Here is a 25,439-nt window from a genome sequence, read left to right on the forward strand (position 1 = left end):
CGCCCTCGCGTTGCCTCAGCCGCCGCGGAACAACGTCCGGTACGCGGGCGCGACGTGCGGGAGCAGCACTTGCGCGGGGACATCGACGGTCTGCGTGCCATCGACGTACGGGCCCACCTGGTAGGGCGGGAACACGAAGCGCAGCGCGTCGATCTTGCCGTCCCTCGCCACGCGCGGTTCGAATTGCGAGAACGCATCGGCCTTCGGCTGCGTGCCGTCGTCGATCATGTCGCCGGCGCTCTTGAGCATGTCGGCGCGTTCTTCGGCGGGCACGTCGTCGGCGTCGATGCGTTGCGACAACGCGGTGTGCAGTTGCTCGCGCACGAAATCGGAAATCGCCTGCCAGCCTTTCGCATCGGGCACGAGCGTATCGGCGGTGAGCATCGCGTTGCGCTTGGGCAACCACACGAAGCGCGCGATCAACGGCGAACCGTGCGCGCCGCCGGTGTACAGGCTGCCGTCGGCGGCGATGGCCATGATGTCGGGCGAATCCACCACCGTCGTGTACGACAGGCTCAATTCGTATGGCGCGGTGGGCACGTCGTTGCCGAGCGCTTCGACCGCACCGGTGAGGTCCTTGCGCGCATCGGCCGCGTACGCGGTGAGCGCGGATACCAGCCCCGGATAGGGCGCGGCTTCCTTCGGATACGAGATGCCGACGACGTAGCGCGGCGTGGTTTCCACGACGTCGGCGAGCGGCGCGCGCGCGGTGGTTGCGGCGCTGGCGGGCGCGTGCGTCGACGCGGCACCGGGCTTGCCGGGTTCGGGTGTCGCCGATTCCCGGCGGCAGGCCGGCAACGCGACGACGAGGACGATCAGGAGCAAAACGAAACGGCGGCGCATCATTTGAGGCAATCCATTGGCTCGGGGGTATCGCGAAGCAAATTATCGCCAGCCCCGTGACGCCTGAATACACCGGGATGAAAATCCACCGCGCCAAAAAGAAAACCCGGCCGAAGCCGGGTTTTCGAAGGTGCGAACCGGTGCGTCTCCGCGCCGGCCCTACCGCGAGTCGAGGACCTTAGACGGCCTGGACTTCATCGGCCTGCAGGCCCTTCTGGCCCTGCACGACCTTGAACGACACGCGCTGGCCTTCCTGCAGCGACTTGAAGCCGGTGCCCTGGATGGAACGGAAGTGCACGAAGAGGTCCGGGCCGGATTCCGGCGTGATGAAGCCGAAGCCCTTGGCGTCGTTGAACCACTTGACGGTACCGGTCTGACGATCGGACATAAATTACTCCTTGAAAAACAGATGGTTGGTGCACGATGCGCAACACACGCACCGAGACTGTCCAGCAAGGGGTAATGAGCGAACGATGTAGCGGACCGCTGGCTGACGCCTTGGATCTACCGCATCGGGCCACGATGTACCGTGATCCCGCTTGAAACAGTGGGCGCACCTTACCCTACTTTTCCCCGGAAGTGTGAATGCGCGTGCACGGCGTTCACATCTTCCGACGGACGTCCCACCGTCGAGCCGCCCCGCCTCACCATTCCGTGCGGTGCGGCAGCAGCGCGCGCAGCTCGATTTCCGTGAGGTTGCGCCACTGGCCGACCTTCAGGTGCCCGAGTTTCACGCTGCCGATCCTCACACGGATCAGCTGCTTCACCCGGTGCCCGAAGTGCGCCGCCATCAGGCGGATCTGCCGGTTGAGGCCCTGCACCAGCACGATGCGGAACCCGAAACGGCCGAGCTTGCCGGTCTTGCACGGCAGCGTGGTTTCGCCGTGGAGCGGAACGCCGCGCGCCATGCCGCGCAGGAATTCGTCGGTGACCGGGTGATTGATCGCGACGAGGTATTCCTTTTCCAGCTTGTTCTCGGCGCGCAGGATCTCGTTGACGATGTCGCCGTTGGAGGTCAGGAGGATCAGTCCTTCGGAATCCTTGTCCAGGCGCCCGATCGGGAAGATGCGCTCCTGGTGGCCGATGAACTCGACGATGTTGTCCTTGACCCCGGTTTCCGTGGTGCAAGTGATGCCGACCGGTTTGTTGAGCGCGATGTAGACGTGCCGGCGCTTGCCGGGGGCCGCCGAACGCGCCTTGAGCGGCGCGCCGTCGACGAGGACGGTGTCTTCCTCGCCCACTTCCGCGCCGACGCGGGCGCGCACGCCGTTGACCTGGACGCGGCCCTCGGCGATGAGGCGGTCGGCTTCGCGGCGCGAGCAGGCGCCGGTGTCGCTGATGAATTTATTGAGGCGCATAGCGCGCCAGTTTAGACCGTCAGCGACGAATACTCGGGATGCCGGGCCACCCACGCCCTCGAATAGCTGCAGGCGGTGTGGACTTTCAGGCCCTGCGCGCGCACCCAGTCGAGCGCGGCGCGCACCAGTTCCCCTGCGACGCCACGTCCGCCAATGGCCTGCGGCACGCCGGTGTGGAGGATGGTGACCTGCCCTGCGGAGTCGCGGCCGTAGACCAGCTCGGCCTCCACGTCGTCCACGGTGACGGAGAAGCGGCCCTGGGTGCCGGGCCCCGCATCCGCGTCGTGGCGGATGCGGGCGGCGATGTCGTGCGTGCTGGCGTCGGTCATGCCGGCGATGGTGCCATCAGTCGCGCGAATCGTGTTTCGCCTCGTTGCGGCGATGGGTCGACGAATCCCAGCCGGCGGTGCCCTCCGAGCGCAGCTCCTCCTGCTGGCGGCCGACCGCGCGGTCGCGCGCTTCGTCGGACTGGAAGCCGCTGTCGTTCACCGCATGGCCGCCCTCGCCGCCGATGGCCTGCCACGGCTGCTGCTGGCGGTCGTGTTCCTTCTTCTGCGCGAGCAGGCGCTTGGTGTTCTCCAGCGCCTGTTCCGGCGTGATTTTCTTCATCGACGTCTTTTTCGAAGCGGTCTTTTTCGAAATAGTCTTCTTCGAAACGACCTGCTTCGTGGGCGCGGCCCGCTTCGAGGCGACCTTCTTCGCGGGAACGGCCTTCTTCGAAGCGACTTTCTTCGCCGGCGCCGCCTTCTTCGCCGCCTTCTTCGCGGGGGCGGACTTCTTCACGGCCTTCTTCGCCGGAGCGGCTTTGCGGGCGGCTTTCTTCGCGGGCCGGGCCTTCTTGACCGCCTTCCTCGCAGGCGCGGTCTTCTTCACCGCTTTCTTCGCCGTCTTCTTCGCGGGCGCGGCCTTCTTCGCGGCCTTCCGCGCCGCCTTCTTCGCGCCCTTCTTCGCCGCCGCCTTCTTCGCAGGTTTCCGGGTGGCCATGACGCCTCCTCATCGGGTCCAGTCGCCCGGATACCACGACGGAGATTCAGCGCGGGTGATCGATCAGCCCAGCGGCGACATCAATTGCGCGAAGAAGTGCTGGATCAGTTGCGGCTCGACCACCACCGCGGCCGCGATGCCGAACGCCGCGCCCCAGAAGTGCGCGCTGTGGTTGACGTTGCCGTGCGCGCCCTTTAGGTCGGCCCACGCCGAGTACGCCAGGTACACCACGCCGAACAGGATCGCCGGACACGGAATGAACATGATCCCGATCATTCCCCACGGGTTGAACAGGATGTAGGTGAACAACACCGCCGACACCGCGCCCGACGCGCCCAGGCTCCGGTAGCCGGCATCCCGGCGATGGCGCAGGTAAGTCGGCAGGATCGCGATCACGACCGCCGCCATGTAGAACACCGGATACGCCAGTGGCCCGACCGCGTTGCCGTAGAAGCGCTCGCAGAGCGGGCCGAAGAACCACAGCGTGAACATGTTGAAGAACAGGTGCATCCAGTCGGCGTGCACGAAGCCGTGCGTCACCAGCCGGTCGTACTCGTGCTTCCGGTCGATCGCCGGCGGCCACAACGTCAGGCGATCGAGCAGCCGCGGGCGCGAGAACGCCGCCCACGACAGCGCGACGGTCAGCACGATGAGGACGATGGTCTGCGGCGCGCCTCCCATGCGTCAGGCCGCCGTCGTCGCAGGCGGCAACGCCCACTCCGTCAGGCCTTCGCGTTCGTACAACGTCGCGAAGGACGGACGCGCACGCATGCGGTCGGCGAAGGCGCGCAGGTGCGGCCAGTCCGTCGCCGGGCGCGGCATGTTGCGCGACCAGCGCAGCAACATCGCCAGGTAGAAATCCGCGGCGGTGATGCGATCGCCCAACAGGTACGGGCCGTGTTCTGCGATGCGGGCATCGAGGCGGTCCCACGCGGCCGCGATGCGCGGCGCGATGTTGGCGCGCACGACTTCGCCGTTGGCCTCGCCCGCCGGCTCGTGCGGATACCACCACTGGCGGAACAGCGGCTGCACCGCGTTGGCGAGGTGGAACATCCACTGGTGGTAGTCGGCGCGCAGCGGATCGTCGTGCGCGGGCGCGAAGCGATGCTGCGGATCTCGGTCGGCCAGCGTCATCAGCAGGGCGGCGGCTTCGAAACGCGGCACGCCGTCGAGCACGAGCGTGGGCACCACGCCGTTCGGATTGAGCTTGAGGTATTCGGGCGAGCGTTGCGCGCCGGCCGCGGTGTCGATCAGGTGCAATTCGTGCGGCATGTCGAGTTCGAGCATCAGCCAATGCACGACCAGGCTGGCGGCGCCGGGGGCGTAGTACAGGACGTCCATGGGAAGTTCCGTCTGGCAGAGGCGCACATCATATCGGTCGACTACCATCGGCCGCTTCCTCCCCCCGAACCTCGACCCGACGCCCATGACGCCGATCCGCACGCTGCTCGCTTCCGCCGTCGCCCTCGCCTGCCTGGCGCCCGCCTTCGCCGCCACGCCGCGCGCCGAGCTGGTCACCGAATCCGAACGCTCCGGCTTCGTGCGCACCGGGCGCTTCGAGGAGACCATCGCGCTGTGCCACGCGTTCGCGAAGGCCTATCCCGACGCCGTGCGCTGCACGCAGTTCGGCACGACGCCCGAAGGCCGCCCGATGCTCGCGCTGATCGCCACGCGCAGCGGCGCCCTCACCCCCGAGGCCGCGCACGCCAAGGGCCTGCCCGTGCTGCTCGTGCAGGGCGGCATCCATGCCGGCGAGATCGACGGCAAGGACGCCGGTTTCCAGGCGCTGCGCCAGGTACTCGATGGCGAGCTGGCCAAGGGCGCGCTCGACAAGCAGGTGCTCGTTTTCGTCCCGGTGTTCAACATCGACGGCCACGAACGCTTCGGCGCGTGGAACCGCCCGAACCAGCGCGGCCCCGAGCAGATGGGCTGGCGCACCACCGCGCAGAACTACAACCTCAACCGCGATTACGTGAAGGCCGACGCGCCGGAAATGCAGGCGATGCTGCGCCTGGTCGATGCGTGGGACCCGATCGCCTACATCGACCTGCACGTCACCGACGGCGCGAAGTTCGAGCAGGACGTCGCCGTGCAGGTGGAACCGGTGCATGCCGGCGACGACGCGCTGCAGGCCGCGGGCCGCGCATTCCGCGACGGCGTGATCGCCGATATTGCGAAGCAAGGGTCGCTGCCGGTCGCGTTCTATCCCTCGTTCGTGCAGTTCGATGATCCGACCTCCGGCTTCATCGACGGCGTGTCGCCGCCGCGGTTCTCCACCGGCTATTTCCTGCTGCGCAATCGCTTCGGCATGCTGGTCGAAACGCATTCCTGGCGCCCGTACCCGCACCGCGTCAAGACCACGCACGACATCGTGGTGTCGGTGATGCAGCACGTGGCCGATCACGGCAGCGAGTGGATGCGCATCGCGAAGGCCGCCGACGCGGCCGACCTGTCCGGCAAGCCGGTGCCGCTGGATTACACCGCGAGCGAGAAGGTGCGCACGGTCGATTTCCGCGGCTATGCGTACACGCGCACGCCGTCGGAGGTCTCGGGCGCGCTGATGACGCGCTACGACGAAACCAAGCCGCAACTGTGGAAGGTGCCGCTGCGCGATGACATCATCCCCGGCCGCGTCGTCGACGCACCGCGCGCGGGCTACATCGTGCCGGCCGCCCATGCGGCGTGGGTCGGCGAGAAGCTGAAGCTGCATGGCGTGCAGTTCAAGGCCATCGACGCGCACGACAAGTTCGCCGTGCAGACCTTCCGCGCGACGAGCACGAAGTTCGCGGGCAATTCGGTGGAGGGCCACCAGCGCCTGACCGTCGAAGGCACGTGGAAGCCAGAGACGCGCGATGTCGGCAAGGGCGCGTTGTTCGTGCCGATCGACCAGCCCAGGGCGCGCCTGGTGATGGCGCTGCTCGAACCGCAGGCCCCCGACGCACTGGCGGCCTGGGGCGAGTTCAACAACGCCTTCGAGCAGAAGGAATACATGGAAGCGTACGTCGCCGAGGAAGTCGCCGAGCAGATGCTGAAGGACCCGAAGGTACGCGCGGAATTCGACGCGGCGCTGAAGGACGAGGCGTTCGCGAAGGACCCCGAGGCGCGCCTGGCGTTCTTCGCCAAGCGCCACTCCTCGTGGGACGAGCGCTTCAACCTGTATCCGGTGATGCGCGTCGACACGACGCCTTGACCGCCCCGTCGTACGATCTGCACCGAGTGCCTGCGAGGAGCCTGCGATGAACGTGTTGCGTTGCGTGTTGGCGATGGCTGCGCTGGTCGCTTTGAGCGGGTGTCCCGAGAAGACCCCCGTCGCCGATGACGCGCCGATCCCCACGGAATCGAACTTCATCCACGGCCGCGCGACCTACCTGGAACGCATCAAGATCCCGCCCGGCGCGGACTTCACGGTGAACCTGGTGGACACGCAACTCGCGGACACGCCGGCGGCAGTGATCGCGACGACGACCCTCGAGGACGTCGCCGGCCCGCCCTACGAGTTCGCGTTGCAATACGACCCGGCGAAGGTCCGCGCGAACGGCCGCTACGCACTCAGCGCCACGCTGCGCGGCGTCGACGGAGGCTTGCTGTTCAACACGCCGTCGTCGATCCCGGTGGTGCCCGGCGACCAGAAGGTCGTCGAGTTCCGCATGACGCGCGTGAGCACGGGCGATGCGCCGCAGCCGCCCGCGCAAACGACGCGCTCGACGTGGACGTGCGACGGCATGACGTTCGATGCGGTCTTCGACATCGCGGGCGAACGCGTCGACCTCGCATTGCCGAGCGGTGCGGTGTCGCTGCCGCTCGCCGTCTCCGCCTCCGGCGCGCGCTACGCCGACCACCTGGGCAACGAGTTCTGGACGAAGGGCGCCGCAGGCACGCTCACCCGCCAGGGCGGCACGAAAGTGCAATGCGTGCAGCAAGACGCGCCGCCGCAGGCCGGCTCGCCGTGGGACGCGGCGAAGAAGCGCGGCGTCGCCTTCCGCGCGATCGGCAACGAGCCGGGCTGGCTGCTGGAAGTCGGCGCTGGCGAAACACCTGCGCTGCATGCCGAGGTCGATTACGGCCAGCGCAAGGTCGACATCGCGAGGGCGCAGATGCTGTCGGGCCTGATGGGATACGCAGGCGCGGCGGCCGATGGCACGAAAGTACGCGTCGTGCTCGAGCGCAAACCCTGCAACGACGGGATGAGCGATGCGACCTACCCCGTCGACGCGATCCTCGAAGTCGCCGACAAGACGTACCGAGGTTGCGGACGCTTCCTCGCCGAGTGAGGCCTCAGCAGTTCTCGTACTTCCAATTGCGCCGCTTGCCTTCGGCCATCCATTCCACCGCCTGCGCGAGCCGGTTCGCGCGGGTTTCCGCGCGCTTGGCCTCCACGATCCACTCGACGTAGTCGCGCTGCGCGCTCGGCGGGAATGCTTCGTAGGTCTTGCGCGCCTTCGCGTTCTTCTTCAAGGCCGCGGACAGATCGGCCGGCACGTCCGGCGGCGGCTTCGGCGCGGCGTTCTTGCGCACCGGCGCGGTTTTTTCGAGGTTGAGTTGCATCGCCTTGCGGATGTGCGCGAGCAGCGTCTTCTTCGCCGGCAGGTCCTTGGTGGACGCGAGCTTGCCGTAGCTGCCCATGCCGTCGCGCTGCTCGCCTTCGCCGACGACGAGCGCATGCTTCCAGTACCCGAACGACGCATGTTGCTTGAACGCCGCCATGCCGCACAGGATCGCCCCGCCGTACATGAAGGTGGGCATCGACCACTTCATCGTTTCTTCGACATCGGGACACGCCTCGTGCACCAGCGCACGCACGTGTTCGAGGATCGGCCGCGCGAAGTCGGCCTGCTTGTCGATGTAGGCGTCGATGCGGGGATCGCGGGACATGGGGCGCGCTTCGGCGGGGACAATGCCGCCCTTGTGCCACGGCTTCACGCCGGCTGCAACGGCCATGTCCCCAGCACCTCGTACGCACCTTCCGCACTGGCCATCAATTCGAAATGGTCGACGCGCCAATGCAGCGGGTCGATCGCGTGCGGCGACGGCGTGCGCGGCTCGCGCGATGTCGTGATGTGCGGCGTGTAGTGGTTTTCGCGCCGCACGGGCGCGCCGGCGGCGAAGCAGGCGTCGACGAGGCGGTCGTGCAGGGTCTGCAGCCCTTGCGGCACGTGCGAACAGCCGAGCCAGCCGACGCGTTTTCCGAAACGATCCGCGCGGTCGACCACCAGGTCGAACCCCGGCAGCGCGATGGACGCGCCCGCGGTGAGAGCGGCGTAGACGATCGACTGCTCGATCGGCGCGGGCAACGTATCGAGGAACAACAGCGTCATGTGGAGCTTCGCCGGCGCGGTCATGCGGCCGCCCCACGCATCGTGCAAACGCCGCGCATGCGACGCGAGCGCGGTGCGCAGCGCCGGATCGGGCGACAGCGCGAAGAAGAGGTTGCGCGTGGCAGGCATGGAAGGAGTATCTTCCAACCGACCGCGAAGGGATCATCGCGACGGAGACGACATGCGACGGCATCTGCGCAATCCGTGGGTCTGGGTGGTGGCGGCGATCCTGCTGGCGCTGTGGCTGTTCTGGCCGCGCACCGTCAATTCCCCCGCACCGGGCGAAGCGCCGCCGTCGGCGAGCGCACCGGCGCGCGGTGGCGTCACTGCAGAGCTTGTGCGCAACGATGCGCCGGCCCTGCCCGCATTCCTTCCGGTCGAAGCGCGCGACACCGTCGCGTTGATCCAGCGCGGCGGCCCGTTCCCGCACCCACAGGACGGCAGCGTGTTCCAGAACCGCGAACGCCATCTGCCCGACATGCCGCGCGGTTTCTATCGCGAATACACCGTTGACACGCCCGGCCTCGATCATCGTGGTGCGCGCCGCATCGTCACCGGCGGGCAGCCGCCGTCGACGTGGTATTACACCGACGACCACTACGATTCGTTCCGGTCCTTCGACGTCGCGGGTCGCATGCAATGAGTGAATCGGGCTGGGAGCTCGGCCTGGCCGATGCAGACAACGCGGGCGTTTACTTCGTCACCAGCGAAGACCTCGACACACTCGGCGTCGCCGCGCGCGATGCCGGATTGCAGGTGCGCCGCGTGGACCTGGGCGGCGGCGAGAAACACCAGATCCTGCTGCGCATCGCCACCGCGCTCGATTTCCCGCGCACGTTCGGCCAGAACTGGGATGCCCTGTCGGACAGCCTGCGCGATCTGTCGTGGCTGCCCAACGCGGGCATCGCCTTGCTGTTCGACAACGGCGGCGCCTTGCAGCAGTCCGAAGGAGACGCGTTCGACACGCTGCTGGAGATCCTGGAGGAAACCGCGCAGGACTGGTGCGAGCGCGAGATCCCCTTCTGGTCGTTCATCGCCCTGCCCGAGTCGGTGTTCGACGAAATCGACGCGCAGGCCTCCGAGTAACCCTCACCCCGCGTCGAGTTCCATCCACCTGCCGTACGCCGCATCGAGCTGCGCCTGCACGTCGGCCAGTTGCGCGTTGTGCGCGACGATGGCCGCGCTGTCGCGCTGGTAGAACGCGGGCTCGTGCATCGCGTCGGTGAGCTGCGCGATCTGCGCTTCGAGTTTCTCGATGCGTGCAGGCAACGCCTCCAGTTCCTTCTGCTCCTTGTAGGACATCCGCCGCTTGGCGGTTGCCCCCTCCCCTGTCTTTGCAGGGGCGGGCTGGGGCGGGAGGCTCTTCGTCGGCAACATCGAATTCACCGCCGGCCGCTGCCGAACCCAATCGGTATAGCCACCGACGTATTCCCCGACCTTCCCCTCGCCCTCCATCACGATCGTCGAGGTCACCACGTGATCGAGGAAGTCGCGATCGTGGCTGACCAGCAACAACGTCCCCGGATACTCCGCGAGCAGCTCTTCGAGCAACTCGAGCGTCTCGACATCGAGGTCGTTCGTCGGTTCGTCCATCACCAGCAGGTTGGAGGGCTGCGCGAACAGGCGCGCCAGCAACAACCGGTTGCGCTCGCCGCCCGACAGGCGCGTGATCGGCGCGCGCGCACGTTCCGGCGTGAACAGGAAATCCTGCAGGTAGCCGAGCACGTGCTTGCGCTTGCCGCCGATTTCCACGAAATCCTGGCCGCCCGAGACGTTCTCCATCGCGTTCCAGTCTTCGCGCAGCGACGCGCGTTGCTGGTCGAAGTACGCGACCTCCAGCCCCGTGCCCTGCTTCACCGTGCCCGCGCGCGGCGCGAGCTGGCCGAGCAGCAACTTGAGCAGGGTGGTCTTGCCGCTGCCGTTGGGGCCGATCAGGCCGACGCGGTCGCCGCGCAGGATGGTCGTGGAGAAATCGCGCACAAGCACGCGCTCGCCGTATTCGAAGTCGACGTCCTTCGCCTCGATGACCTTCTTGCCCGAGGCTTCGCCTTGCGCGACTTCCATCTTCACGCGGCCCATCTGTTCCCGGCGCGCGGCGCGTTCGGTGCGCATCGATTCCAGGCGGCGGACGCGGCCTTCGTCGCGCGTGCGGCGCGCCTTGATGCCCTGCCGGATCCAGGTTTCTTCCTGCGCGAGCAGCTTGTCGAAGCGCGCGCTTTCCTGCGCTTCGGCGTTGGCGCGTTCCTCGCGGCGGCGGAGGTAGTTGTCGAAGTCGCCGGGCCAGCTGGTCACGCGGCCGCGGTCGATCTCGACAATGCGCGTGGCCAGTGCGCGCAGGAAGCGGCGATCGTGCGTGACGAAGACCAGCGCTCCGTTCCAGGATTTCAGGAATTGCTCGAGCCAGTCGATCGACTCGATGTCCAGGTGGTTGGTCGGCTCGTCCAGCAACAACAGGTCCGGTGCGGAGACGAGCGCGCGGGCGAGCAGAACGCGGCGCTTCATGCCGCCCGACAAGCGCGCGAATTGCGCGTCGCCATCGAGCCCGAGGCGGGTGAGCGTTTCCTCGACGCGCCGGTCGAGCGACCAGGCATGCGCGGCTTCGACGCGCGCGTGGATGTCGGCGAGCGCACGCTGGTCGACGACCTCGGCGTGGCTGATGTGGTGGAATTCCGCGAGCAGCGCACCCGCATCGCCGAGCCCCGCGGCCACGACATCGAACACGGTGCCGACCGCGTCACCGGGCACTTCCTGCTCGAGGCGCGCGACGCGACGGCCGCCTTCGAGGCGGATTTCGCCGTCATCCGGCTTCAGGTCCCCGGCGAGGAGCTTGAGCAAGGTCGACTTGCCGGCGCCATTGCGGCCGATCAGCGCGATGCGCTCGTTGGGTTCGATTGCGAGGTCGACGTGGTCGAGCAGCAGCGGGCCGCCGACGCTGAAGTCGACGCTCTGGAGGGAGATCAGGGGCATCCGGGAATTGTAAAGGGTCGCTAAGAGCTGCAGCTGAGCATCGAGCATCCCGCCTTCGTCTTCGCCCACTCCGGCCGCTTCTGTGCGAAGCGCTCGCGGCCGGGCTGTTCGTCGTACGGCTTGCGCATGACGTCCAGCAGCTCGGCGATGCGGGTTTCATCGCCCTGCTCGGCCAGGTCGATCGCCTCCTGCGCCAGATAGTTGCGCAGGACGTACTTGGGATTCACCGCATCCATCGCCGCGCGACGCGCGTCCGCGGGCCACGCATCGGCCTGCAGGCGCGCGGCGTAGCCCTGCAACCAATCGTGGAAGACCGGCAGCGTGTCGTATCGCCTGTCCGCGTCGTAGAAGGCATGGCCGAACAAGTCGCCCGGGCCGTCGAGCTGCGCGGGGATGTCGGCGTCGGGGTCGAACCGCGACAACGCGCGATAGAACAGCGTCATGTCGACTTCGGCGACGTGCAACAGCGAGTTGAGCGACTGGATCGCTTCGATGTCGGTATCGCTGGCTTCGCGCAGGCCCAGTTTGCCGGCGGTGTTCGCGCGATCGGCTGCGACGTACGCGTCCATGTAGCGCTGCAACGCCGCGTTGAGCGGATCGACGTTCTCGCCGAACAGCGGCGACACCGCGTGCGCCAGCATCGTCAGGTTCCAGTAGGCGATCTTCGGCTGCCAGCTGAAACGGTAACGACGGCCGCCGGCATCGGTCGTGTTCGGTGTCCAGTCCGGATCGAACGCGTCGATCCAGCCATACGGTCCGTAATCGATCGTCAGCCCGAGGATCGAAAGATTGTCGGTATTCATCACGCCGTGCACGAAGCCCACGCGCATCCAGTGCGCCATCAGCGACGCGGTGCGTTCGGCGACCGTCGCGAACCAATCGCCGTACAACGTGGCGCCCTGCCCGCGCAGCTCGGGGAAATCGCGGCGGATGCAGAAGTCGACGAGGGATTGCAGGCCCTCGAGATCCTCGCGCGAATACGGCAGTTCGAAATTGCCGAAGCGGATGAACGACGGCGACACGCGGCACACGATGGCGCCGGGCTCTTCCTTCGCATTGCCGTCGTAGAACATGTCGCGCACGACGGGCTCGCCCGTGCCGACCAGGCTCAGCGCGCGCGTGGTCGGGATGCCGAGGTGGTGCATCGCTTCGCTGCACAAAAATTCGCGGATCGACGAACGCAACACCGCGCGGCCGTCGGCGCTCCGCGAGTACGGCGTCGGGCCCGCGCCCTTCAACTGCAGTTCCCAACGCCGGCCTTGCGCATCGCGCGTTTCGCCGAGCGTGATCGCGCGCCCGTCGCCGAGCTGCCCGGCCCAGTGGCCGAACTGATGGCCGCCGTAGTTCGCCGCGAAAGGATCCATGCCGGGCAGCAACGCGTTGCCGCCGAAGACCTGCGCGAATCGTGGCGAACGCACGTCGTCTTCACTGAAGCCGAGCGTTTGCGCCATTTCGCGCGAATGCGCGATCAGCCGCGGCGCGGCGACGGGCGTGGGCTTGACGCGCGACCACGCGGCCTCGACCTCGCGGATGCCGGGGCCGTCGTCGGGGTCGCCGCGCAGTTCTGCGAGGAAGCGGTTGTCGAATTCGAGGGCGCGCATCCGCCCATTGTGCGCGCGGGAACGAAAGACCGCGTCAGAACGGCCGCGGCAACCCGAGGAACGGCGCAGCCAGGTACCACACGCCGACGATCACGGCGGCCCACAACAGGATCTTGAACAGCACGCCGACGACCTTGAAGGCCAGCCAGATGCAGACGATGAGAATCAGGATACCGACCCAGGTCATGCCGACTTCCACGCTTTGCGATTGCCGCCGAGCTTAGCAGGCGGCGCGGCGGCATCGGCGGCCGGCGGTTCCCAGCCGAAGATGCTGCGGCCACCGTAGTCGTGCGAATGCCGGCGCTCGTCCGCGATGTAAGCCTCGACGGACGGGCCGCTCGCGCTGCGTTCCAGCACGCGCGCCTGTGCATCGAGGCGTCGGATGGCCTGCAGTTGCTCCTCGCGCCCGAGCCTGGCGGCGTGCACGGCGGATTTGAGGACACCGATGGTGTGGTCGTAGACCTTCGTCGGCACGGGAAAGGGATGCCGGTCCTTTCCACCATGCGCGAGCGAGAACCGCGCCGGATCGGTGAATCGGCACGGCGTGCCGTGCAGGACTTCGGCGACCATCGCGAGCGCGCGCACGGTGCGCGCGCCGACACCGGGAACCTGCAGCAGCTCGGCGAAATCCTGCGGCCCGTTCTCCTGCGCGGCGGCGAGTGCGCCGTGGAGGCGGCGGACGACGACGTTTTCGGCGCGCACGTCGTGATGGTCGGGCATCGACAGATGCGGAAGGAGTTCGCCCTGGATCGCCGCGGGACGCGGGGATGACGGTGCGTCGAGTTTCGCGAACTCGCTTGCGATCTTTTCCGCCCCGATGTCCTGCAACATCGCGACCTGCACATCGCGCGAGGCGGACGCGCGTCGATCGGCGAGATTCACGATGCGCCCCTGCCCCGGCCCGTCGATGGCGCTGTGCGGGGCGTCGACGAAACTCGTCAGCCCTTCCGACAACCAGTGATAGCGGCGCGCCTGTCCACGCTCACCGTGCATGCCTTGCTGCACGACGGTCCACTTGCCGTCGTCGGCGACGATGAAGCCATGCAGGTACAGGTCGAACCCATCCTGCACCGCGGCGCTGTCGACTTTCGCCACCAAACGGCTCGCTTGCGCGAGCGCACCGCCGTCGAGTCCGACGCGTTCGCCGATCGCGTGCAATTCCGCCGGCGTCGCCCGTGAATGCTTGCCGCGTCCACCGCACACGTGCAAGCCGAGTTCGCCCGCGATCGGCGTGAGCCCGCGCTTGAGCGCACCGATGACGCTCGTCGTGATGCCGGAGGAATGCCAGTCCATGCCCATCACCGCGCCGAAGGACTGGAACCAGAAGGGATGAGCCATGCGGCGCAGGAATTCGTCGCGGCCGTATTCGAGCACGATGGCCTGCGTCATTACCGTGCCCAACGCGGTCATGCGCGAGGCGAGCCATTGCGGCACGCGGCCGCCGTGCAAGGGCAGATCGGCGCTGCCGCCGCGCCGCGTCACCGGCTGTCCTTCGGCGGGCGCACGCGGAAGGCCAGGCTGATGCGCGGGCCGACGGCGTGTTTCGATTTGGGGATGCCGTGGTCGTAGCCGTGCTGCATCGCGTGGCTCATCGACAGCAGACTGCCGGCTTCCAGGTCGATGCGCACGACGTTGCGCGGCGGTTGCTTGGCGCGGATCTCCATGCGGCGCGCATCGCCGAGCGAAAGCAGCACGATGGGATGGCCGGGAATGAGCGTCGCCAGTTTGTCGTTGTGCGGCGCGACGCTGTCGTTGCCGTCGCGGTAGTAGTTGCAGCCGACGTGCGTGAAGGGGACGCCCGTCAGCGCGCACACGGCGGCATGCGCTTGCGCCAATGCCGGAGGCAGGTCCGCGGCGCCATCGAGTGCGTAACCGGAAGTGAGGCGCGGCACATCGACGACGCGGTCGTACATGGGCCGGCTTTGCTGCCGCCATTCGATGGCATCGCGCAATTGTTCGAACCAATCCGCCGCGCGCGCGGGATCGATGAAGTTGGGGTGGTACCAGCACCCACCTTCGGCGTCGTCGATGAGGATGCGCGGACCTTGGCTGAACAAGTCGTCCGCAGGAAAGGCAGCGTGCATGACGGGAATTTTCGCCGGACGCGTCTCAGGCCGTGAGACGCGCCGGCATCCGCCCCGTTCAGCGAATTCAGCCTGCGGCGGCCTTCTTGCGCGCCTCGGCCTTCTCGCGGTCCGACTTGTCCTGCTGGAACGCGTCGACGTGGTCGAGCTGACGCAGCACCTTCGACTGCGGATCGAGCGTGAAGCTCTGGCCGGCGCGGATCGGCAGGCTGCCCTGCCCGTTCGCCATGGCCACGGTCTTCACTTCATCGCCGATGCGCACCTCGACCGGCATGGGGAACGGCTTCCCGCCGGTTTTCCATTCCAGCTTCAGCGTGTCGCCCTCGCGCGTGGCGACCAGGTCCGGCAACGCCGGCTGGTACAGGTACACGTCGAAGAACCAGCGATAGTCCTTGCCGGTGACCTTCTGCACGGCGGCGATGTAATCCGGCGTGCTCGCATAGAGGGGCTTGAAGTTGCCGGGCTTCGGATCGGTGCGGCCGTAGACCGCCTGGCGCGTGACGTCGAAGAACTGCTTGTCGCCGAGCAGGTGGCGCAGCGTGTCGAGGACCAGCGAGGCCTTGTAGTAGATGTCGTGCCCGGGGCCCTTCTCGTCGCTGTAGACGTCGGCTTCGAGCATCGGGCGGCCGGCGACGATCGGATGCTTGTTGGCCAGCGTCGCGCGCTGCTTCATCAGGTTGGCCTTGTACTCCATGTCGCCGCGCAGCCACTGCATGTACAGCGGTTGCATGTACGTGCCGTAGCCTTCGTGCAACCACATGTCGTCCCAGTCCTTGTTGGTCAGCTGGTTGCCGAACCACTCGTGCGCGAACTCGTGTTCGAGCAGCCAGTCGTAGCCGTACTCGGACTTCTTGTACTCGTTGCCGTAGGCGTTGATGGTCTGGTGTTCCATGCCCAGGTGCGGGGTTTCGACCACGCCCATCTTCTCGTCGGCGAACGGATACGGGCCGATGACTTCCTCGAAGAAATCGAGCATTGGCGCGAATTCCGCAAACAGCCCCTTCGCCTTCGCCTCGTTGCCCTTCAGGTGCCAGAAGCGCAGCGGGACGGTGTTGCCGTAACGCGACTTGTAGTCGGCCGACAGCAATTCGTACGGACCGATGTTGAGCGAGATCGCGTAGGTGTCGGGGTTCTTCGTGCGCCAGTGGTACGTGCGCCAGCCGTCCTTCTCGTCCATGCCGAGCAGCACGCCGTTGCCGGCGGAGACGAGCGGCGCGGGCAGGGTGACGTGCTGGTCGACCTGCACCGGCTCGCCCTGCGGATGATCGATGCACGGCCAGAACAGGTCGCAGCCGTTGCCCTGGATCGCGCTGGCGACCCACGGCTCGCCGGTCGGCGCCTTCGCCCACACGAAACCGCCGTCCCACGGCGCGCGCTCGGCGACGTGCGGAAAGCCGTCGTACACGATGCGCAGCACCGCGGTGCCGCCCGCCGCGAGCGGTTGCGCGAGCGGGATGGTCATGCGGCCTTCGGGGTTCTTCCAGTCCGCGACCTTGGCGCCGTCGACTTCGACGGACGCGACCTTGTAGTTGCGATCGAGATCGACGACGAGCGCATCGATCGGTTTGAGCGCCTTGAACGTCAGCGTCGCGTCGCCATCGAGGTGCTTGCGCGCGGGGTCGACCTTGAACTTCAGGTCGGCCAATTCGAACACCACCGCTTCCTGCTCCGGTGCGCGCGGCACGCCGGTCTGCAGCGTGAGGTTCGTGAGTTCGGGCTGTTTGGGCGCATTGGCATCGGCGGCATGGGCCGGCGATGCGAGGGCGGCGATCAGGGCGCAGGGCAGCAGGGCGACGCGAAGGGACATGCGCAGGCTCGTTGCGAATCGGGATCGCGCGACCATGCCACAGCGCGCCCCGTGCGGCACCTGCCGCTGGTCACACCTGTCGCTTCAGCGGGAGAACACCGACGCCTGCTGCGTGGCCTCGGCATCCTGGACTTCGGAGGCCGTGCGGAAGCCGGTGGCGCCCATTGCGGCGACGAGGACCACGCACAGCGTGGCGCGTGCGGCGATGACGCGGAGTCGGCGGCGGAGTCGGTTGGTCATGGTGGGGCCCCTGATGCTGGCGTGCAGGTTCGGGGAGCGGCCGTGGGGGCGGTGTGAATTGGGGGGCGTATGCTCGGTTGCGTGCGCTGGTTGCTCGCCCTTGCCTTGTTCGGAATGGTCGCGATGGCGGCCGCGGCCGAGCGCCTCGAAGACAAGGTCGCGACGCGGGCCGATCCTGCGCAGCAATACGCGCTGTACCTCCCCGACGGCGCGTCGGCGAAGACGCCGTTGCTGATCGTGCTCGATCCGCGCGGGCGTGGCGCGATGGCGCGCGACCTCGTCCTGGACGGTGCGCGTGCGCGCGGCTGGGGCGTGATGTCGTCGTGGCAGAGCCGTAGCGATACGCAGGAAGGCATCACGCTGCGCGCGCTCGATGCGCTGCTGAAAGATTCCGCGCACGTGCCACACGATCCGAGGCGCGTGTACCTCGCCGGCATGTCGGGCACCGCGAAGACCCTGTGGGTCGTGCAACCGGTGCTGCGCGATCGCATCGCGGGGCTGATCGGCAGCGGCGGCGCGCGGCCGCCGGAACTGCCTGCGTTGCAGGGCGCGCCGGCGTTCTTCGGGTTCGCGGGGACGACCGACTTCAACTACCAGGAAATGGTGGCGCTCGACGATGCGCTGGGCGGCGCGCCGCATCGGCTCGTGGTGTTCGATGGGCCGCATGGGTGGCCGGCGTCGGAAGCGTTCGTCGAGGCCATCGCGTGGATGGATGTGCAGGCCATGCGAGCCCAGCGGATGCCGCGCGACGCCGCGTTGATCGATGCGCGATGGCAGGCGTGCACGGAGGAAGCGACGACCGACGCGCTCGCGCGTTGGCGAGAGATCGATGCCTGCATCCGCGATCTCGACGGCCTGCACGACATCTCGACGCTTCGCGCGCATGCGACCGCCCTCGCCGCTTCCGAAGACGTGCAGCGCCTGCGAAAGCAGGAAGACCGCCTGCGCGACGAGGAATCCCGGCAACGCAGGCGATTCGAAGAATGGCGGGCACGGTTTTCCGCGCGATTCGTCGAAGGACGGCCGCAATCGCCGCCGTCGCACGCGACCACGATGCGCGAGTTGCGGATCGCGAACTTGCGCAAGCGGGCCACGGATGCGGATGCGCGCATCGCGGAATCGGCAATGCGGCAACTGGCGTGGATGCATGCGGGGGCGGCGTTCTATCTGCCGCCGATGTTCGCCGGGGATGCGGAACGGCTGGCGGCGTTGAAGCGGCTGGCGGAGGCGACTGCCCCGCCCTAACGCTTGGTCGTGATCGCGCGGCGCAGGTTGTTGCGGGCCGCGGCATCCAGGCGCGCGTGGAAGAAGTCGCTGAGGTAGATGCGTTCGCGGCCGAGCAAGCCTTTCAGGAACCGCTTGCGGTTGATCGCGAACAGCCAGCCCGGCACGACGCCGCGATATTCCGCGGTGATGCCGCGATCGTAGGCATCGAATACCGCAGGCTCGGCGCCGAGGATCGCCATGTCGCAGTCGAGGAACAAGCGCGTGTCGTCGTCCGGGACGTCGCCCGGCGACAGCGTGCCATGGCGCGCGGTCAGTTCGATCAGCGCCGCCACGCGGTCGACATCGAGACCGTCCACCGGCCATTGCGCGAGGTGCTCGCGCGCGAGCTGCGCCGATCGCGTTTCGTTGTCTTTCGCGCCCGCGACGTAGATCGCGTCGTGGTACAGCACGGCGAACGCGGTTTCGCGCGGATGCGTCCAACCGGGGCCCTGCGCGACCTGCGCATGGTGGCGCAGCACTTCGCCCACGTGGTGCAGGTCGTGGTACGAACGCGGCGGCGTCGCGTACGCCTGCGCGATCGCCGCCGCCTGCGCGGGCGGCAGTTCGAACGGCAGATGGGCGAAGGCGTCGGTCATCGCGATGCACGATGCCAGCGCAGCACCGCTTCGGGCAACCAGGGCGCCAGGTCGATGTCGAGCGCATCGAAGGCGCCGAGCGCATCGCGCACCGCCGTTTGCGCAGGCGTGGCGCGCAATCCGCCGGGGCGCGGCGTTTCGCGATCGTCCACGCCGAGCAGGCTGGTCCAGTCGAACAACAGGTCCGCGCGCGCTTCCAGCGCCGTGCGCAGCCACGTGCGCAACGGCGCGTGCCGCGTGAAGCCCTCGCCTTCCAGTGCGTGCGAAGCCGCCGCCAGGCTGTCGTATGCGCCGCGATACCACTCGCGCGCCCCGCCCGCGTCTTCGCGCATCGTCAGCGGGCGCGGGGCGTTGTGCGCGGCGAATTCGCGCCGGAAGCGCAATTCGAGCCGCCGTGCATCCGGCACCGATTCGGTCTCGAGGGTGAAGGCGCGGTCCAGGTCGAATTGTTCGTACCAGCGCGGATGCAGTTGCTGCAGGCGCGCGAGCGGATCGCGCGAGAACCCGAGCTTCAGCAGGTCCTCGACCACGACGGGCAGCACGTACAGATGGCAGCGGCCGCGGCTCTGCGTGCGGCCCGCGGGATCGCGTCGGTCGATGGGCATGGCGCGATGCTCGCGCGAAGCGGATGGACGCCGCGTCAGTGCGTGGCGGCGGCGCGCTCGCGCAGGAGCGTGGCTTCGCGTTCGTTGCGTGCGAGTGCGGCGGCGCGTTCGAATTCGGCGCGGGCTTCGTCATGGCGGCCGAGCTTGCGCAGCAAATCGCCACGCACGCTGGGCAGCAGGTGGTATTCGCGCAGTTCGCGCGCATCGACGATCGCATCGACCAGGTCGAGGCCGGCCTGCGGGCCGTCGGCCATCGCGTAGGCCACGGCGCGATTGAGTTCGACCACGGGCGAGCCCATGCGCGCGGCGAGCACGTCGTACAACGCGGCGATGCGCTTCCAGTCGGTATCGGCGGCGGTCGGCGCACGGGCATGGCATGCGGCGATGGCGGCTTGCAGGGCGTATGGGCCTTCGGCGCCGCTCAGTCGCTCGGCATTGCGCAGCGAGGCCAGGCCGCGCTGGATGTAGAGGTGGTCCCAGCGCGCGCGGTCCTGTTCGAGCAGCAGGATCGGCGCGCCATCGGGCGCGGTGCGCGCGTTCAGTCGCGAGGCCTGCAATTCCATCAGCGCGAGCAGGCCGTGCACTTCCGGTTCCAGCGGCGCGAGCGCGACGAGAATGCGGCCCAAGCGCAGCGCTTCGTCGCACAGTGCGGGACGCGTCCATTCCGCGCCGCTGGTCGCGGCGTAGCCTTCGTTGAAGATCAGGTAGACCACGCCGAGCACGGTGGCGAGCCGTTCGGGCAGTTCCTCGCGACCCGGGGTTTCGAACGGCACCTGCGCTTCGCTCAAAGTTCGCTTCGCGCGCACGATGCGTTGCTGGATCGTCGGCTCCGGCACGAGGCACGCGCGCGCGATTTCTTCCGTCGTCAGGCCGCCGAGCAGGCGCAGCGTCAACGCGACCTGCGCGTCGATCGACAATACCGGGTGGCACGCGGTGAACACCAGGCGCAGCACGTCGTCGCCGATGACATCGTCGGCCGCGGCTTCGGGATCGGCGCCGGCGAGCGCGGGTTGCCAGTCGTCGTCGTGGTCGATCTGCGTCTGCTTGCGCGCGTGCAGCTGGTGCTGGCGCATGCGGTCGATCGCGCGCCGCTTGGCCGTGGCCATCAACCATGCGCCGGGTTTGTCGGGCACGCCACCGGTGGTCCAGTGTTCGACCGCGGCGAGGAATGCATCCTGCGCGAGTTCTTCCGCCAGTCCCACGTCGCGCACCATGCGCGCCAGGCCGGCGATCAGCTTGGTGGATTCGATGCGCCACACCGCATCGATGGTGCGGCGGACGTGCCCGGCGTCGGCGGAGGTCATGGACGGGGATGACACCATCGCCCCCGCTCCGGCGCAACCCGCGCGTTTACCAGCAGCTGTCGCCCGAATCGGAATGCACGCGGCCGCGCTCGTCGATCTTGAGCGTGCCGCAGGCGTCCTTCACCTGTTCGGTGCCGGGTTTCGGCGAGATCTGCAGTGTGTACGCGTCGTCCGAGGGACCGGCGGCGTAGCTCAGGCCCGTGTAGAACTCCGACACCGCTTCCGGGCACGCCGGGATGGCCGCGCCCTGGTAGGTGTTGGTGACGCGATGCGCGCGGGCCAGTGCGTCGGCGGCCTCGCGCAGGCAGCCTTCCGCGGCGCCGCGGCGATACTTGCGCATGCCGTAGTCGTAGCCGCCGTAGGCCACGCCCGCCAGCACGGCGAGCACGACCACGGTGACCACCAGCTCCAGCACCGATGCGCCACGCTGCGATTTCATGGCGCGATTACCAGCAACCCGCGGTCGTCGGCGTTCGGGCGTTCGCCGAATTCACGCCCATCGTCCCGCACTTGTCGCTCGCCTGCTTGCCCCTGGGCGTGGCGCTCAGGGCGTAGCCGGTCGCGGTGTTCGCGCCGTTGAACGCGATCGTATAGAAGCTGGTCACGTCGGCCGAGCACGCCGGCAACGGCGCGCCGACGTACGTCATGTTGATCGTGTAGAAGCGTTCCATCTGCTGCGCGGCTTCGGTCAGGCAGCCCTGCGCCGCGGCGCGGCGCGTCTTCTGCGTGGCGAAGCCGTAGCCGGCGATGGCGAGCCCGGCGAGGATCGCGACGATCCCCACCACGATCATCAGCTCCAGGAGCGTGAAGCCGCGCTGCTTGCCTGCGTTGTGTCGATTCATGCGCATCGGTCGTCAGTCCTGGAGGATTTCGCGCCATTGGACACGACGGGGAGCACCGCCGCCACCATTGGTGCGCTCGGAGCCATCGTCGCCGTCGGTCTTGCTGTAGAACATCGTGTTGCCGATGAACACGCCCTTGGTGGGCGCGCCGCCGCCGGTGGACACCGAGCCCACCCCGATCAGGTTGCCGAGTGCGTCGGTGAGCTTGTCGCCGTCGTTGAACGAGCCGTTGCGGTCGGCGTCGAAGTAGGCTTCGGACGTCGCCGTGCCGGTGAAGGCATCGACCGCGTTGAGCCAGCCCGAACCACCCGCGTCGCACGTCGAGGCCGTCGGCGGCACCATGCTCGAGGTCACCAGGATCGACCCGCGCATCTGCGGACGCACGATGATGCGCTCGCCGATGTCCGGGTTGTTGAGCAGGATGAACCAGCCCTTCTTGCCCGCCGGGAGCGGTGCGTTCTTCTCGAACGTACGCAAGTCGCGGTCGGAGTTGGCGACGTCGCGGTAGACCGCGATGCCACGGCTCTGCAACTCGGATTCGCCGACGGTCTGCGCGTCGCCGAGATCCTTCACGCCGTACATCGCCTGCACGGTGTTGTCGCTGTTGTCCGCGTACTCGAGGTAGCGGCCGGTGCCGAAGAACACCCACGCGCTGCCATCGGTCGGATTGCGGGCGATCGCGACGCCCGTGCTGATCGCCTGTCCGGTGCGCGTGCGGTACAGCGGGCGGTTGCCCGGGATGTTCCAGGACGCCGAGGCCGCCGACGTCAGGTCGAACTTCCACAGGTTGCCCTTGAGGTCGCCGGCGTACACGTAGTCGACCGTGCCGTTGCCATCGATGTCGCGGCCGCGCGGCTCGGACAGGCCGTTGTCGCTGCCCACGCCCGTGCTCAGGCGCTTGATCACCGCGCCCGTCTGCAGGTTGAGCACGAACAGCACGGCGTTGCCGTTGGTGCTGTTGATGCCGTTGCTGACGAGGACGGCCTTGGTCTGCGCGGCGTCGTTGAGCGTCACGATGAGCGGGTCGCCCAGCACCTGGCCCATGTCGGCGTCACTGCCGCCGATTTCCCACTTGGCGTTGGTCGGGCCGAAGGTGGTCGGATTGGTCACGTCGAGCGAGAACAGGCCCTTGCCGCCGCGGCCCAGCGCGCCGACCAGGATGTTCTGGCCCGGCGTCTGGCGGCGCGTGGAAACGATCACCGAACCGTCGACGAAGTAACGGTGCGCGTACTGCGGATCGCTGTAGTTGGCCAGCTGCGTGAAGCTGATGCCGCCCGGCACGTACGCCCACAGCTCCTTGCCGTCGGTGGTCGTGCTGGTATCGACGTCGCCCGCGTCGAAGGCATGCAGCATGCCGTCGTTGGCGCCGACGTAGATGGTGTTGGTGTCGGAGACGTACATCGGCGAAGAATTGACGATGTCGCCCAGCACGCCGGAGCGGTTGCGCTGGTCGCCGCCGTTCTGGATTTCCTTGGTGCGGTCGCCCTTGACGTAGGCGGCGTTGTCGGTGCCGTTGATCGGCGCCACGCCCGTGGTGCGGTTGAGCGCGGTGATCTGCGCGGCCGTCGGGAAGTTCGCGCCCGCGGTGCCGGTCCACGTGTAGACGCGGCGGCCCGACGTCGCGATCCCTTCCGAACCGTTCCACGCAGCCGTCGCCGCCGCGCCGCCTTCGGAGGCGTCGAACGCGGACAACTCACCGGTCCATTTGCCCGAGACGTAACGCGCCTGGTAGATGCGCGCGCCGGCGATGAACGAGGTGGTGTTGGCCGTGACGTTCGAGGCCGAACCGTCGCGTTCCTCGACCGTCGACAACGCATCGACGAGCGCACGCGCGAATTCGGTCGGGTCCTTCGCGACGACGAAGTCGCCATGGCCGTTGAGCGAGGCGTGCCACAGGTCGTCGATGCGGTCCTCGTCTTCGCGGTCGAGCGGATTGCCCCACCGCTTGCCGCCGGTGACGAGCCCGTTGAGGTCGGTCTTCGGATCGAGGTTGCCCTTCAGGCCGATCGACACACCGAAGGTCGTCATGTGCTGCCAGAAGGCCGGGTCATCCGTTGACTTGGGCACGTTGTTGGGCAGCGTGCGCAGGTCGTTCTTCCAGTAGTAGTTGGCGATGTCGGCCAGCGTGTCGGCGCGCGCGCTGGTGCTGTTGTCGATGTACGGCGTCTCCGGCTCGTAGCGCAGCTGGTTCTTGAGGTCGGCCGACGTATGCAGCGGGCCCTGCGCGCTGTCGCTGTCGCCGACCGCGGTGGTGTAGCCGCTCTGGTTGTTCCAGTAACCGTCGGTGGTCAGCAGCGCGAAGTTCTGGCGGCAGCTGATCTGGTTGGCGCCGGACTCCGGGCCCCAGGGACCGGTCGTGCCGGTTTCCTGGAAGTACTTGCCCGCGCGTTGCAGCGCGCCGTGCAACGGCGTATTGCCGCTGCCGTCCGATGCCTGGAGCTGCGTGAACCACGTATCGCGGTTTGCGCCCTGGAACAGACCGCCGTTGGTGCCGACGGGGATGCGGAAGCGGATGTTGGTGTAGCCGCGGCTAGCGCCCCAGATGGAGTCGAAGCCCACGCGCATGTTGGTGCTCAGGCGGCTGAAGGCCTCGCTCGCGCCGGCCTTGGCCGTCTTCATGCGCGTGCGGTAGTACGAGTACCAGATCGCGTAATTCTTCAGCTCGTCGGCGAGCGAACGCGCGGCCGGCGTGGTGCCGTCCTTGCGGTCGACGATCGGGCGGCCGGCCACGCAGTTGACGAAGGCGGCGGTGTTGTTCGTCCAGTCGCTGCGCGAGGTGTCGCAACGGTTGTCGCGGCCCCAGGTGGCGGTCAGCGTGACGTTGGAGAAGTTCGAGTCGCGGATCAGCTTGATGGTCCACGTGCCCGCGGTCGGGTTGGCGACCGAGCAGGCCTCGCCATTGTTGTTGCCGGTCGAGTTACAGACCACGGCGTTGCTCGGGTTGAGCAACTGCAGGTCGACGCCACGGCCGGGCGTGCTGCGCGAGCCGCCGGAGGTCGCGACGTTGAGCGAGAACATGCCCGGCTGCGTCACGGTCACGGTGTACGTGGCCGCGGCGTTGAGGCCGGTCTTCGCGGTGAAGAAGTCGACGTTCGCCCAGTTCGACGTGCCGTACGTGCCTTCCAGCATCGTCGTGCCGCCGGCGGGGATCTTGTACAGCTTGTAGTTCTGCGCCTTGTCGTAATAGTCGGCGGCGGGCGTGCCCGTCGGCGGGATCGGCGCGTAGAAGATCTGGTCGGTGTCGGCCAGGCTGATGGTGCTGCCCGACGCGAGGCTGAGGTCGCTGTAGGCGGCCGTGTACGACATGCCGCCGGTGAGGCGCGTGTTGTCCGACTTGATCCAGGCCTTGTAGTCGATGTTCGGGTTGTACGACAGGCCGTTGCGCGTGTACGCAAGGCCCGCGATGTCGGTGCCCGACGTCGCCGCCGGGTCGTCCGGCATCGTCGTCAGTTCCATTGACCCCGAGTCGTCGAGGATGAAGAGGATGTTCGGCGGCGGATAGGCCGTACCCGTCTGCAACGGGTTGTCCGGGATGGTGACCGCGGCACCGGGCAGCGAGATGAGCGTCGCGCAGAATGCGGCGACGACGGCCCAGAGGCGAGCATGCGAGGAGGTTTGGGTTTGCAT

General features: G+C 67.8%; 26 protein-coding genes and 2 pseudogenes. 5 read left to right on the forward strand and 23 right to left on the reverse strand.

The genetic code is table 11. The features are described from left to right. Positions 1–15: 15 nt before the first annotated feature. The 7 genes from LF41_RS01590 to LF41_RS01620 form a co-directional block, all read right to left on the reverse strand. On the reverse strand, positions 16–843 hold the full coding sequence (locus LF41_RS01590) for a DUF3298 and DUF4163 domain-containing protein (RefSeq protein WP_052116085.1): 828 nt from the start codon (positions 841–843) through the stop codon (positions 16–18). A 178-nt stretch (positions 844–1,021) separates the two neighbouring features. Beyond that, positions 1,022–1,231: a cold-shock protein gene (locus LF41_RS01595; protein ID WP_036164817.1), complete on the reverse strand. Its 210-nt coding sequence runs from the start codon at positions 1,229–1,231 to the stop codon at positions 1,022–1,024. 256 nt (positions 1,232–1,487) lie between these two features. Further along, positions 1,488–2,201 (reverse strand): pseudouridine synthase, encoded by a 714-nt coding sequence (locus LF41_RS01600; RefSeq protein ID WP_036164820.1) that lies wholly within the window; start codon positions 2,199–2,201, stop codon positions 1,488–1,490. Positions 2,202–2,212: 11 nt separating this feature from the next. Next, positions 2,213–2,530, reverse strand: coding sequence for a GNAT family N-acetyltransferase (locus LF41_RS01605; RefSeq protein ID WP_036164823.1), 318 nt, complete (start codon positions 2,528–2,530; stop codon positions 2,213–2,215). Between the two features lie 16 nt (positions 2,531–2,546). Then, entirely contained in the window at positions 2,547–3,185 is a 639-nt protein-coding gene (locus LF41_RS17080; RefSeq protein WP_202594003.1) for a hypothetical protein, read from the reverse strand. Positions 3,186–3,248: 63 nt separating this feature from the next. Beyond that, entirely contained in the window at positions 3,249–3,866 is a 618-nt protein-coding gene (locus tag LF41_RS01615; RefSeq protein WP_036164827.1) for a rhomboid family intramembrane serine protease, read from the reverse strand. Positions 3,867–3,869: 3 nt separating this feature from the next. Then, positions 3,870–4,526: a glutathione S-transferase family protein gene (locus tag LF41_RS01620; protein ID WP_036164829.1), complete on the reverse strand. Its 657-nt coding sequence runs from the start codon at positions 4,524–4,526 to the stop codon at positions 3,870–3,872. A gap of 85 nt (positions 4,527–4,611) precedes the next feature. On the opposite strand from LF41_RS01620, the gene LF41_RS01625 reads away from it, so the two are divergent. Both LF41_RS01625 and LF41_RS15915 read left to right on the forward strand, forming a co-directional pair. Then, positions 4,612–6,375 carry a M14 family metallopeptidase gene (locus LF41_RS01625; RefSeq protein WP_036164833.1) on the forward strand — a complete coding sequence of 588 codons (1,764 nt, stop codon included), beginning with the start codon at positions 4,612–4,614 and terminating at the stop codon, positions 6,373–6,375. Between the two features lie 46 nt (positions 6,376–6,421). Beyond that, complete coding sequence (locus tag LF41_RS15915) at positions 6,422–7,456, forward strand: YbaY family lipoprotein (RefSeq protein WP_052116025.1); 1,035 nt, start codon at positions 6,422–6,424, stop codon at positions 7,454–7,456. Between the two features lie 4 nt (positions 7,457–7,460). Here LF41_RS15915 and LF41_RS01635 read toward each other — a convergent pair whose 3' ends face one another. Next, positions 7,461–8,057, reverse strand: coding sequence for a YdeI/OmpD-associated family protein (locus LF41_RS01635; RefSeq protein WP_036165671.1), 597 nt, complete (start codon positions 8,055–8,057; stop codon positions 7,461–7,463). A gap of 44 nt (positions 8,058–8,101) precedes the next feature. After that, the gene (locus LF41_RS01640; protein WP_036164836.1) at positions 8,102–8,629 is read right to left on the reverse strand and encodes a 2'-5' RNA ligase family protein; all 528 of its coding nucleotides are present in this window, start codon (positions 8,627–8,629) and stop codon (positions 8,102–8,104) included. Positions 8,630–8,693: 64 nt separating this feature from the next. Between LF41_RS01640 and LF41_RS01645 the strand changes: the two genes are divergently transcribed. Both LF41_RS01645 and LF41_RS01650 read left to right on the forward strand, forming a co-directional pair. Then, on the forward strand, positions 8,694–9,143 hold the full coding sequence (locus LF41_RS01645) for a guanyl-specific ribonuclease (RefSeq protein WP_036165672.1): 450 nt from the start codon (positions 8,694–8,696) through the stop codon (positions 9,141–9,143). Next, positions 9,140–9,586: a barstar family protein gene (locus LF41_RS01650; protein WP_036164840.1), complete on the forward strand. Its 447-nt coding sequence runs from the start codon at positions 9,140–9,142 to the stop codon at positions 9,584–9,586. The genes LF41_RS01645 and LF41_RS01650 overlap by 4 nt, the downstream gene beginning before the upstream one ends. Before the next feature lie 3 nt (positions 9,587–9,589). On the opposite strand, the pseudogene LF41_RS17320 reads toward LF41_RS01650, so the two are convergent. The 8 genes and pseudogenes from LF41_RS17320 to LF41_RS16850 all read right to left on the reverse strand — a co-directional run. Further along, positions 9,590–9,820 (reverse strand): annotated as a pseudogene (locus LF41_RS17320) (ABC transporter ATP-binding protein); the annotation flags it as partial. A 68-nt stretch (positions 9,821–9,888) separates the two neighbouring features. Then, positions 9,889–11,467: pseudogene (locus LF41_RS01655) on the reverse strand (ATP-binding cassette domain-containing protein); the annotation flags it as partial. A 20-nt stretch (positions 11,468–11,487) separates the two neighbouring features. Beyond that, positions 11,488–13,068 (reverse strand): protein adenylyltransferase SelO, encoded by a 1,581-nt coding sequence (locus LF41_RS01660; protein WP_036164846.1) that lies wholly within the window; start codon positions 13,066–13,068, stop codon positions 11,488–11,490. Positions 13,069–13,102: 34 nt separating this feature from the next. Then, positions 13,103–13,255, reverse strand: a complete 153-nt coding sequence (locus LF41_RS16845; protein WP_161786902.1) for a hypothetical protein — start codon at positions 13,253–13,255, stop codon at positions 13,103–13,105. Beyond that, a complete protein-coding gene (locus LF41_RS01665; RefSeq protein WP_036164849.1) occupies positions 13,252–14,550 on the reverse strand; it encodes a DUF763 domain-containing protein in 1,299 nt (432 codons plus the stop codon). Before LF41_RS01665 ends, LF41_RS16845 begins: the two co-directional genes overlap by 4 nt. Continuing rightward, positions 14,547–15,152 (reverse strand): alpha-ketoglutarate-dependent dioxygenase AlkB family protein, encoded by a 606-nt coding sequence (locus LF41_RS01670; RefSeq protein ID WP_036164852.1) that lies wholly within the window; start codon positions 15,150–15,152, stop codon positions 14,547–14,549. The genes LF41_RS01665 and LF41_RS01670 overlap by 4 nt, the downstream gene beginning before the upstream one ends. Before the next feature lie 67 nt (positions 15,153–15,219). Continuing rightward, positions 15,220–16,959 (reverse strand): M1 family metallopeptidase, encoded by a 1,740-nt coding sequence (locus LF41_RS01675; protein WP_036164855.1) that lies wholly within the window; start codon positions 16,957–16,959, stop codon positions 15,220–15,222. Between the two features lie 84 nt (positions 16,960–17,043). After that, positions 17,044–17,199 carry a hypothetical protein gene (locus tag LF41_RS16850; protein WP_161786903.1) on the reverse strand — a complete coding sequence of 52 codons (156 nt, stop codon included), beginning with the start codon at positions 17,197–17,199 and terminating at the stop codon, positions 17,044–17,046. Between the two features lie 81 nt (positions 17,200–17,280). Here LF41_RS16850 and LF41_RS01680 point away from each other — a divergent pair, with 81 nt between their 5' ends. Next, positions 17,281–18,444, forward strand: coding sequence for a hypothetical protein (locus LF41_RS01680; protein ID WP_152599828.1), 1,164 nt, complete (start codon positions 17,281–17,283; stop codon positions 18,442–18,444). On the opposite strand, the gene LF41_RS01685 is transcribed toward LF41_RS01680, so the two are convergent. Genes LF41_RS01685 through LF41_RS15920 form a run of 6 tightly spaced genes read right to left on the reverse strand, consistent with a single transcriptional unit; the run spans position 18,441 to position 25,439 of the window. After that, positions 18,441–19,061: an HD domain-containing protein gene (locus tag LF41_RS01685; RefSeq protein WP_036164861.1), complete on the reverse strand. Its 621-nt coding sequence runs from the start codon at positions 19,059–19,061 to the stop codon at positions 18,441–18,443. The two genes, LF41_RS01680 and LF41_RS01685, sit on opposite strands and share 4 nt — an antisense overlap. After that, a complete protein-coding gene (locus tag LF41_RS01690; protein WP_036164866.1) occupies positions 19,058–19,666 on the reverse strand; it encodes a GIY-YIG nuclease family protein in 609 nt (202 codons plus the stop codon). Before LF41_RS01690 ends, LF41_RS01685 begins: the two co-directional genes overlap by 4 nt. A gap of 35 nt (positions 19,667–19,701) precedes the next feature. Beyond that, entirely contained in the window at positions 19,702–20,970 is a 1,269-nt protein-coding gene (locus LF41_RS01695; RefSeq protein WP_036164870.1) for an RNA polymerase sigma factor, read from the reverse strand. Positions 20,971–21,016: 46 nt separating this feature from the next. Beyond that, positions 21,017–21,409: a type IV pilin protein gene (locus tag LF41_RS01700; RefSeq protein ID WP_036164874.1), complete on the reverse strand. Its 393-nt coding sequence runs from the start codon at positions 21,407–21,409 to the stop codon at positions 21,017–21,019. A gap of 7 nt (positions 21,410–21,416) precedes the next feature. Next, positions 21,417–21,818, reverse strand: coding sequence for a type IV pilin protein (locus LF41_RS01705; RefSeq protein ID WP_052116026.1), 402 nt, complete (start codon positions 21,816–21,818; stop codon positions 21,417–21,419). A gap of 6 nt (positions 21,819–21,824) precedes the next feature. Further along, entirely contained in the window at positions 21,825–25,439 is a 3,615-nt protein-coding gene (locus LF41_RS15920) for a PilC/PilY family type IV pilus protein (RefSeq protein ID WP_052116027.1), read from the reverse strand.

Source organism: Lysobacter dokdonensis DS-58, from assembly GCF_000770795.1.
Lineage (GTDB): Bacteria > Pseudomonadota > Gammaproteobacteria > Xanthomonadales > Xanthomonadaceae > Noviluteimonas > Noviluteimonas dokdonensis.

Bases quoted from the DNA above. Each gene is read 5' to 3' on its own strand.
- LF41_RS01590 (WP_052116085.1), bottom strand. From the start codon at position 843: ATGCGCCGCCGTTTCGTTTTGCTCCTGATCGTCCTCGTCGTCGCGTTG.
- LF41_RS01595 (WP_036164817.1), bottom strand. From the start codon at position 1,231: ATGTCCGATCGTCAGACCGGTACCGTCAAGTGGTTCAACGACGCCAAG.
- LF41_RS01600 (WP_036164820.1), bottom strand. From the start codon at position 2,201: ATGCGCCTCAATAAATTCATCAGCGACACCGGCGCCTGCTCGCGCCGC.
- LF41_RS01605 (WP_036164823.1), bottom strand. From the start codon at position 2,530: ATGACCGACGCCAGCACGCACGACATCGCCGCCCGCATCCGCCACGAC.
- LF41_RS17080 (WP_202594003.1), bottom strand. From the start codon at position 3,185: ATGGCCACCCGGAAACCTGCGAAGAAGGCGGCGGCGAAGAAGGGCGCG.
- LF41_RS01615 (WP_036164827.1), bottom strand. From the start codon at position 3,866: ATGGGAGGCGCGCCGCAGACCATCGTCCTCATCGTGCTGACCGTCGCG.
- LF41_RS01620 (WP_036164829.1), bottom strand. From the start codon at position 4,526: ATGGACGTCCTGTACTACGCCCCCGGCGCCGCCAGCCTGGTCGTGCAT.
- LF41_RS01625 (WP_036164833.1), top strand. From the start codon at position 4,612: ATGACGCCGATCCGCACGCTGCTCGCTTCCGCCGTCGCCCTCGCCTGC.
- LF41_RS15915 (WP_052116025.1), top strand. From the start codon at position 6,422: ATGAACGTGTTGCGTTGCGTGTTGGCGATGGCTGCGCTGGTCGCTTTG.
- LF41_RS01635 (WP_036165671.1), bottom strand. From the start codon at position 8,057: ATGTCCCGCGATCCCCGCATCGACGCCTACATCGACAAGCAGGCCGAC.
- LF41_RS01640 (WP_036164836.1), bottom strand. From the start codon at position 8,629: ATGCCTGCCACGCGCAACCTCTTCTTCGCGCTGTCGCCCGATCCGGCG.
- LF41_RS01650 (WP_036164840.1), top strand. From the start codon at position 9,140: ATGAGTGAATCGGGCTGGGAGCTCGGCCTGGCCGATGCAGACAACGCG.
- LF41_RS01660 (WP_036164846.1), bottom strand. From the start codon at position 13,068: ATGCGCGCCCTCGAATTCGACAACCGCTTCCTCGCAGAACTGCGCGGC.
- LF41_RS16845 (WP_161786902.1), bottom strand. From the start codon at position 13,255: ATGACCTGGGTCGGTATCCTGATTCTCATCGTCTGCATCTGGCTGGCC.
- LF41_RS01670 (WP_036164852.1), bottom strand. From the start codon at position 15,152: ATGCACGCTGCCTTTCCTGCGGACGACTTGTTCAGCCAAGGTCCGCGC.
- LF41_RS01675 (WP_036164855.1), bottom strand. From the start codon at position 16,959: ATGTCCCTTCGCGTCGCCCTGCTGCCCTGCGCCCTGATCGCCGCCCTC.
- LF41_RS16850 (WP_161786903.1), bottom strand. From the start codon at position 17,199: ATGACCAACCGACTCCGCCGCCGACTCCGCGTCATCGCCGCACGCGCC.
- LF41_RS01685 (WP_036164861.1), bottom strand. From the start codon at position 19,061: ATGACCGACGCCTTCGCCCATCTGCCGTTCGAACTGCCGCCCGCGCAG.
- LF41_RS01690 (WP_036164866.1), bottom strand. From the start codon at position 19,666: ATGCCCATCGACCGACGCGATCCCGCGGGCCGCACGCAGAGCCGCGGC.
- LF41_RS01695 (WP_036164870.1), bottom strand. From the start codon at position 20,970: ATGACCTCCGCCGACGCCGGGCACGTCCGCCGCACCATCGATGCGGTG.
- LF41_RS01700 (WP_036164874.1), bottom strand. From the start codon at position 21,409: ATGAAATCGCAGCGTGGCGCATCGGTGCTGGAGCTGGTGGTCACCGTG.
- LF41_RS01705 (WP_052116026.1), bottom strand. From the start codon at position 21,818: ATGCGCATGAATCGACACAACGCAGGCAAGCAGCGCGGCTTCACGCTC.
- LF41_RS15920 (WP_052116027.1), bottom strand. From the start codon at position 25,439: ATGCAAACCCAAACCTCCTCGCATGCTCGCCTCTGGGCCGTCGTCGCC.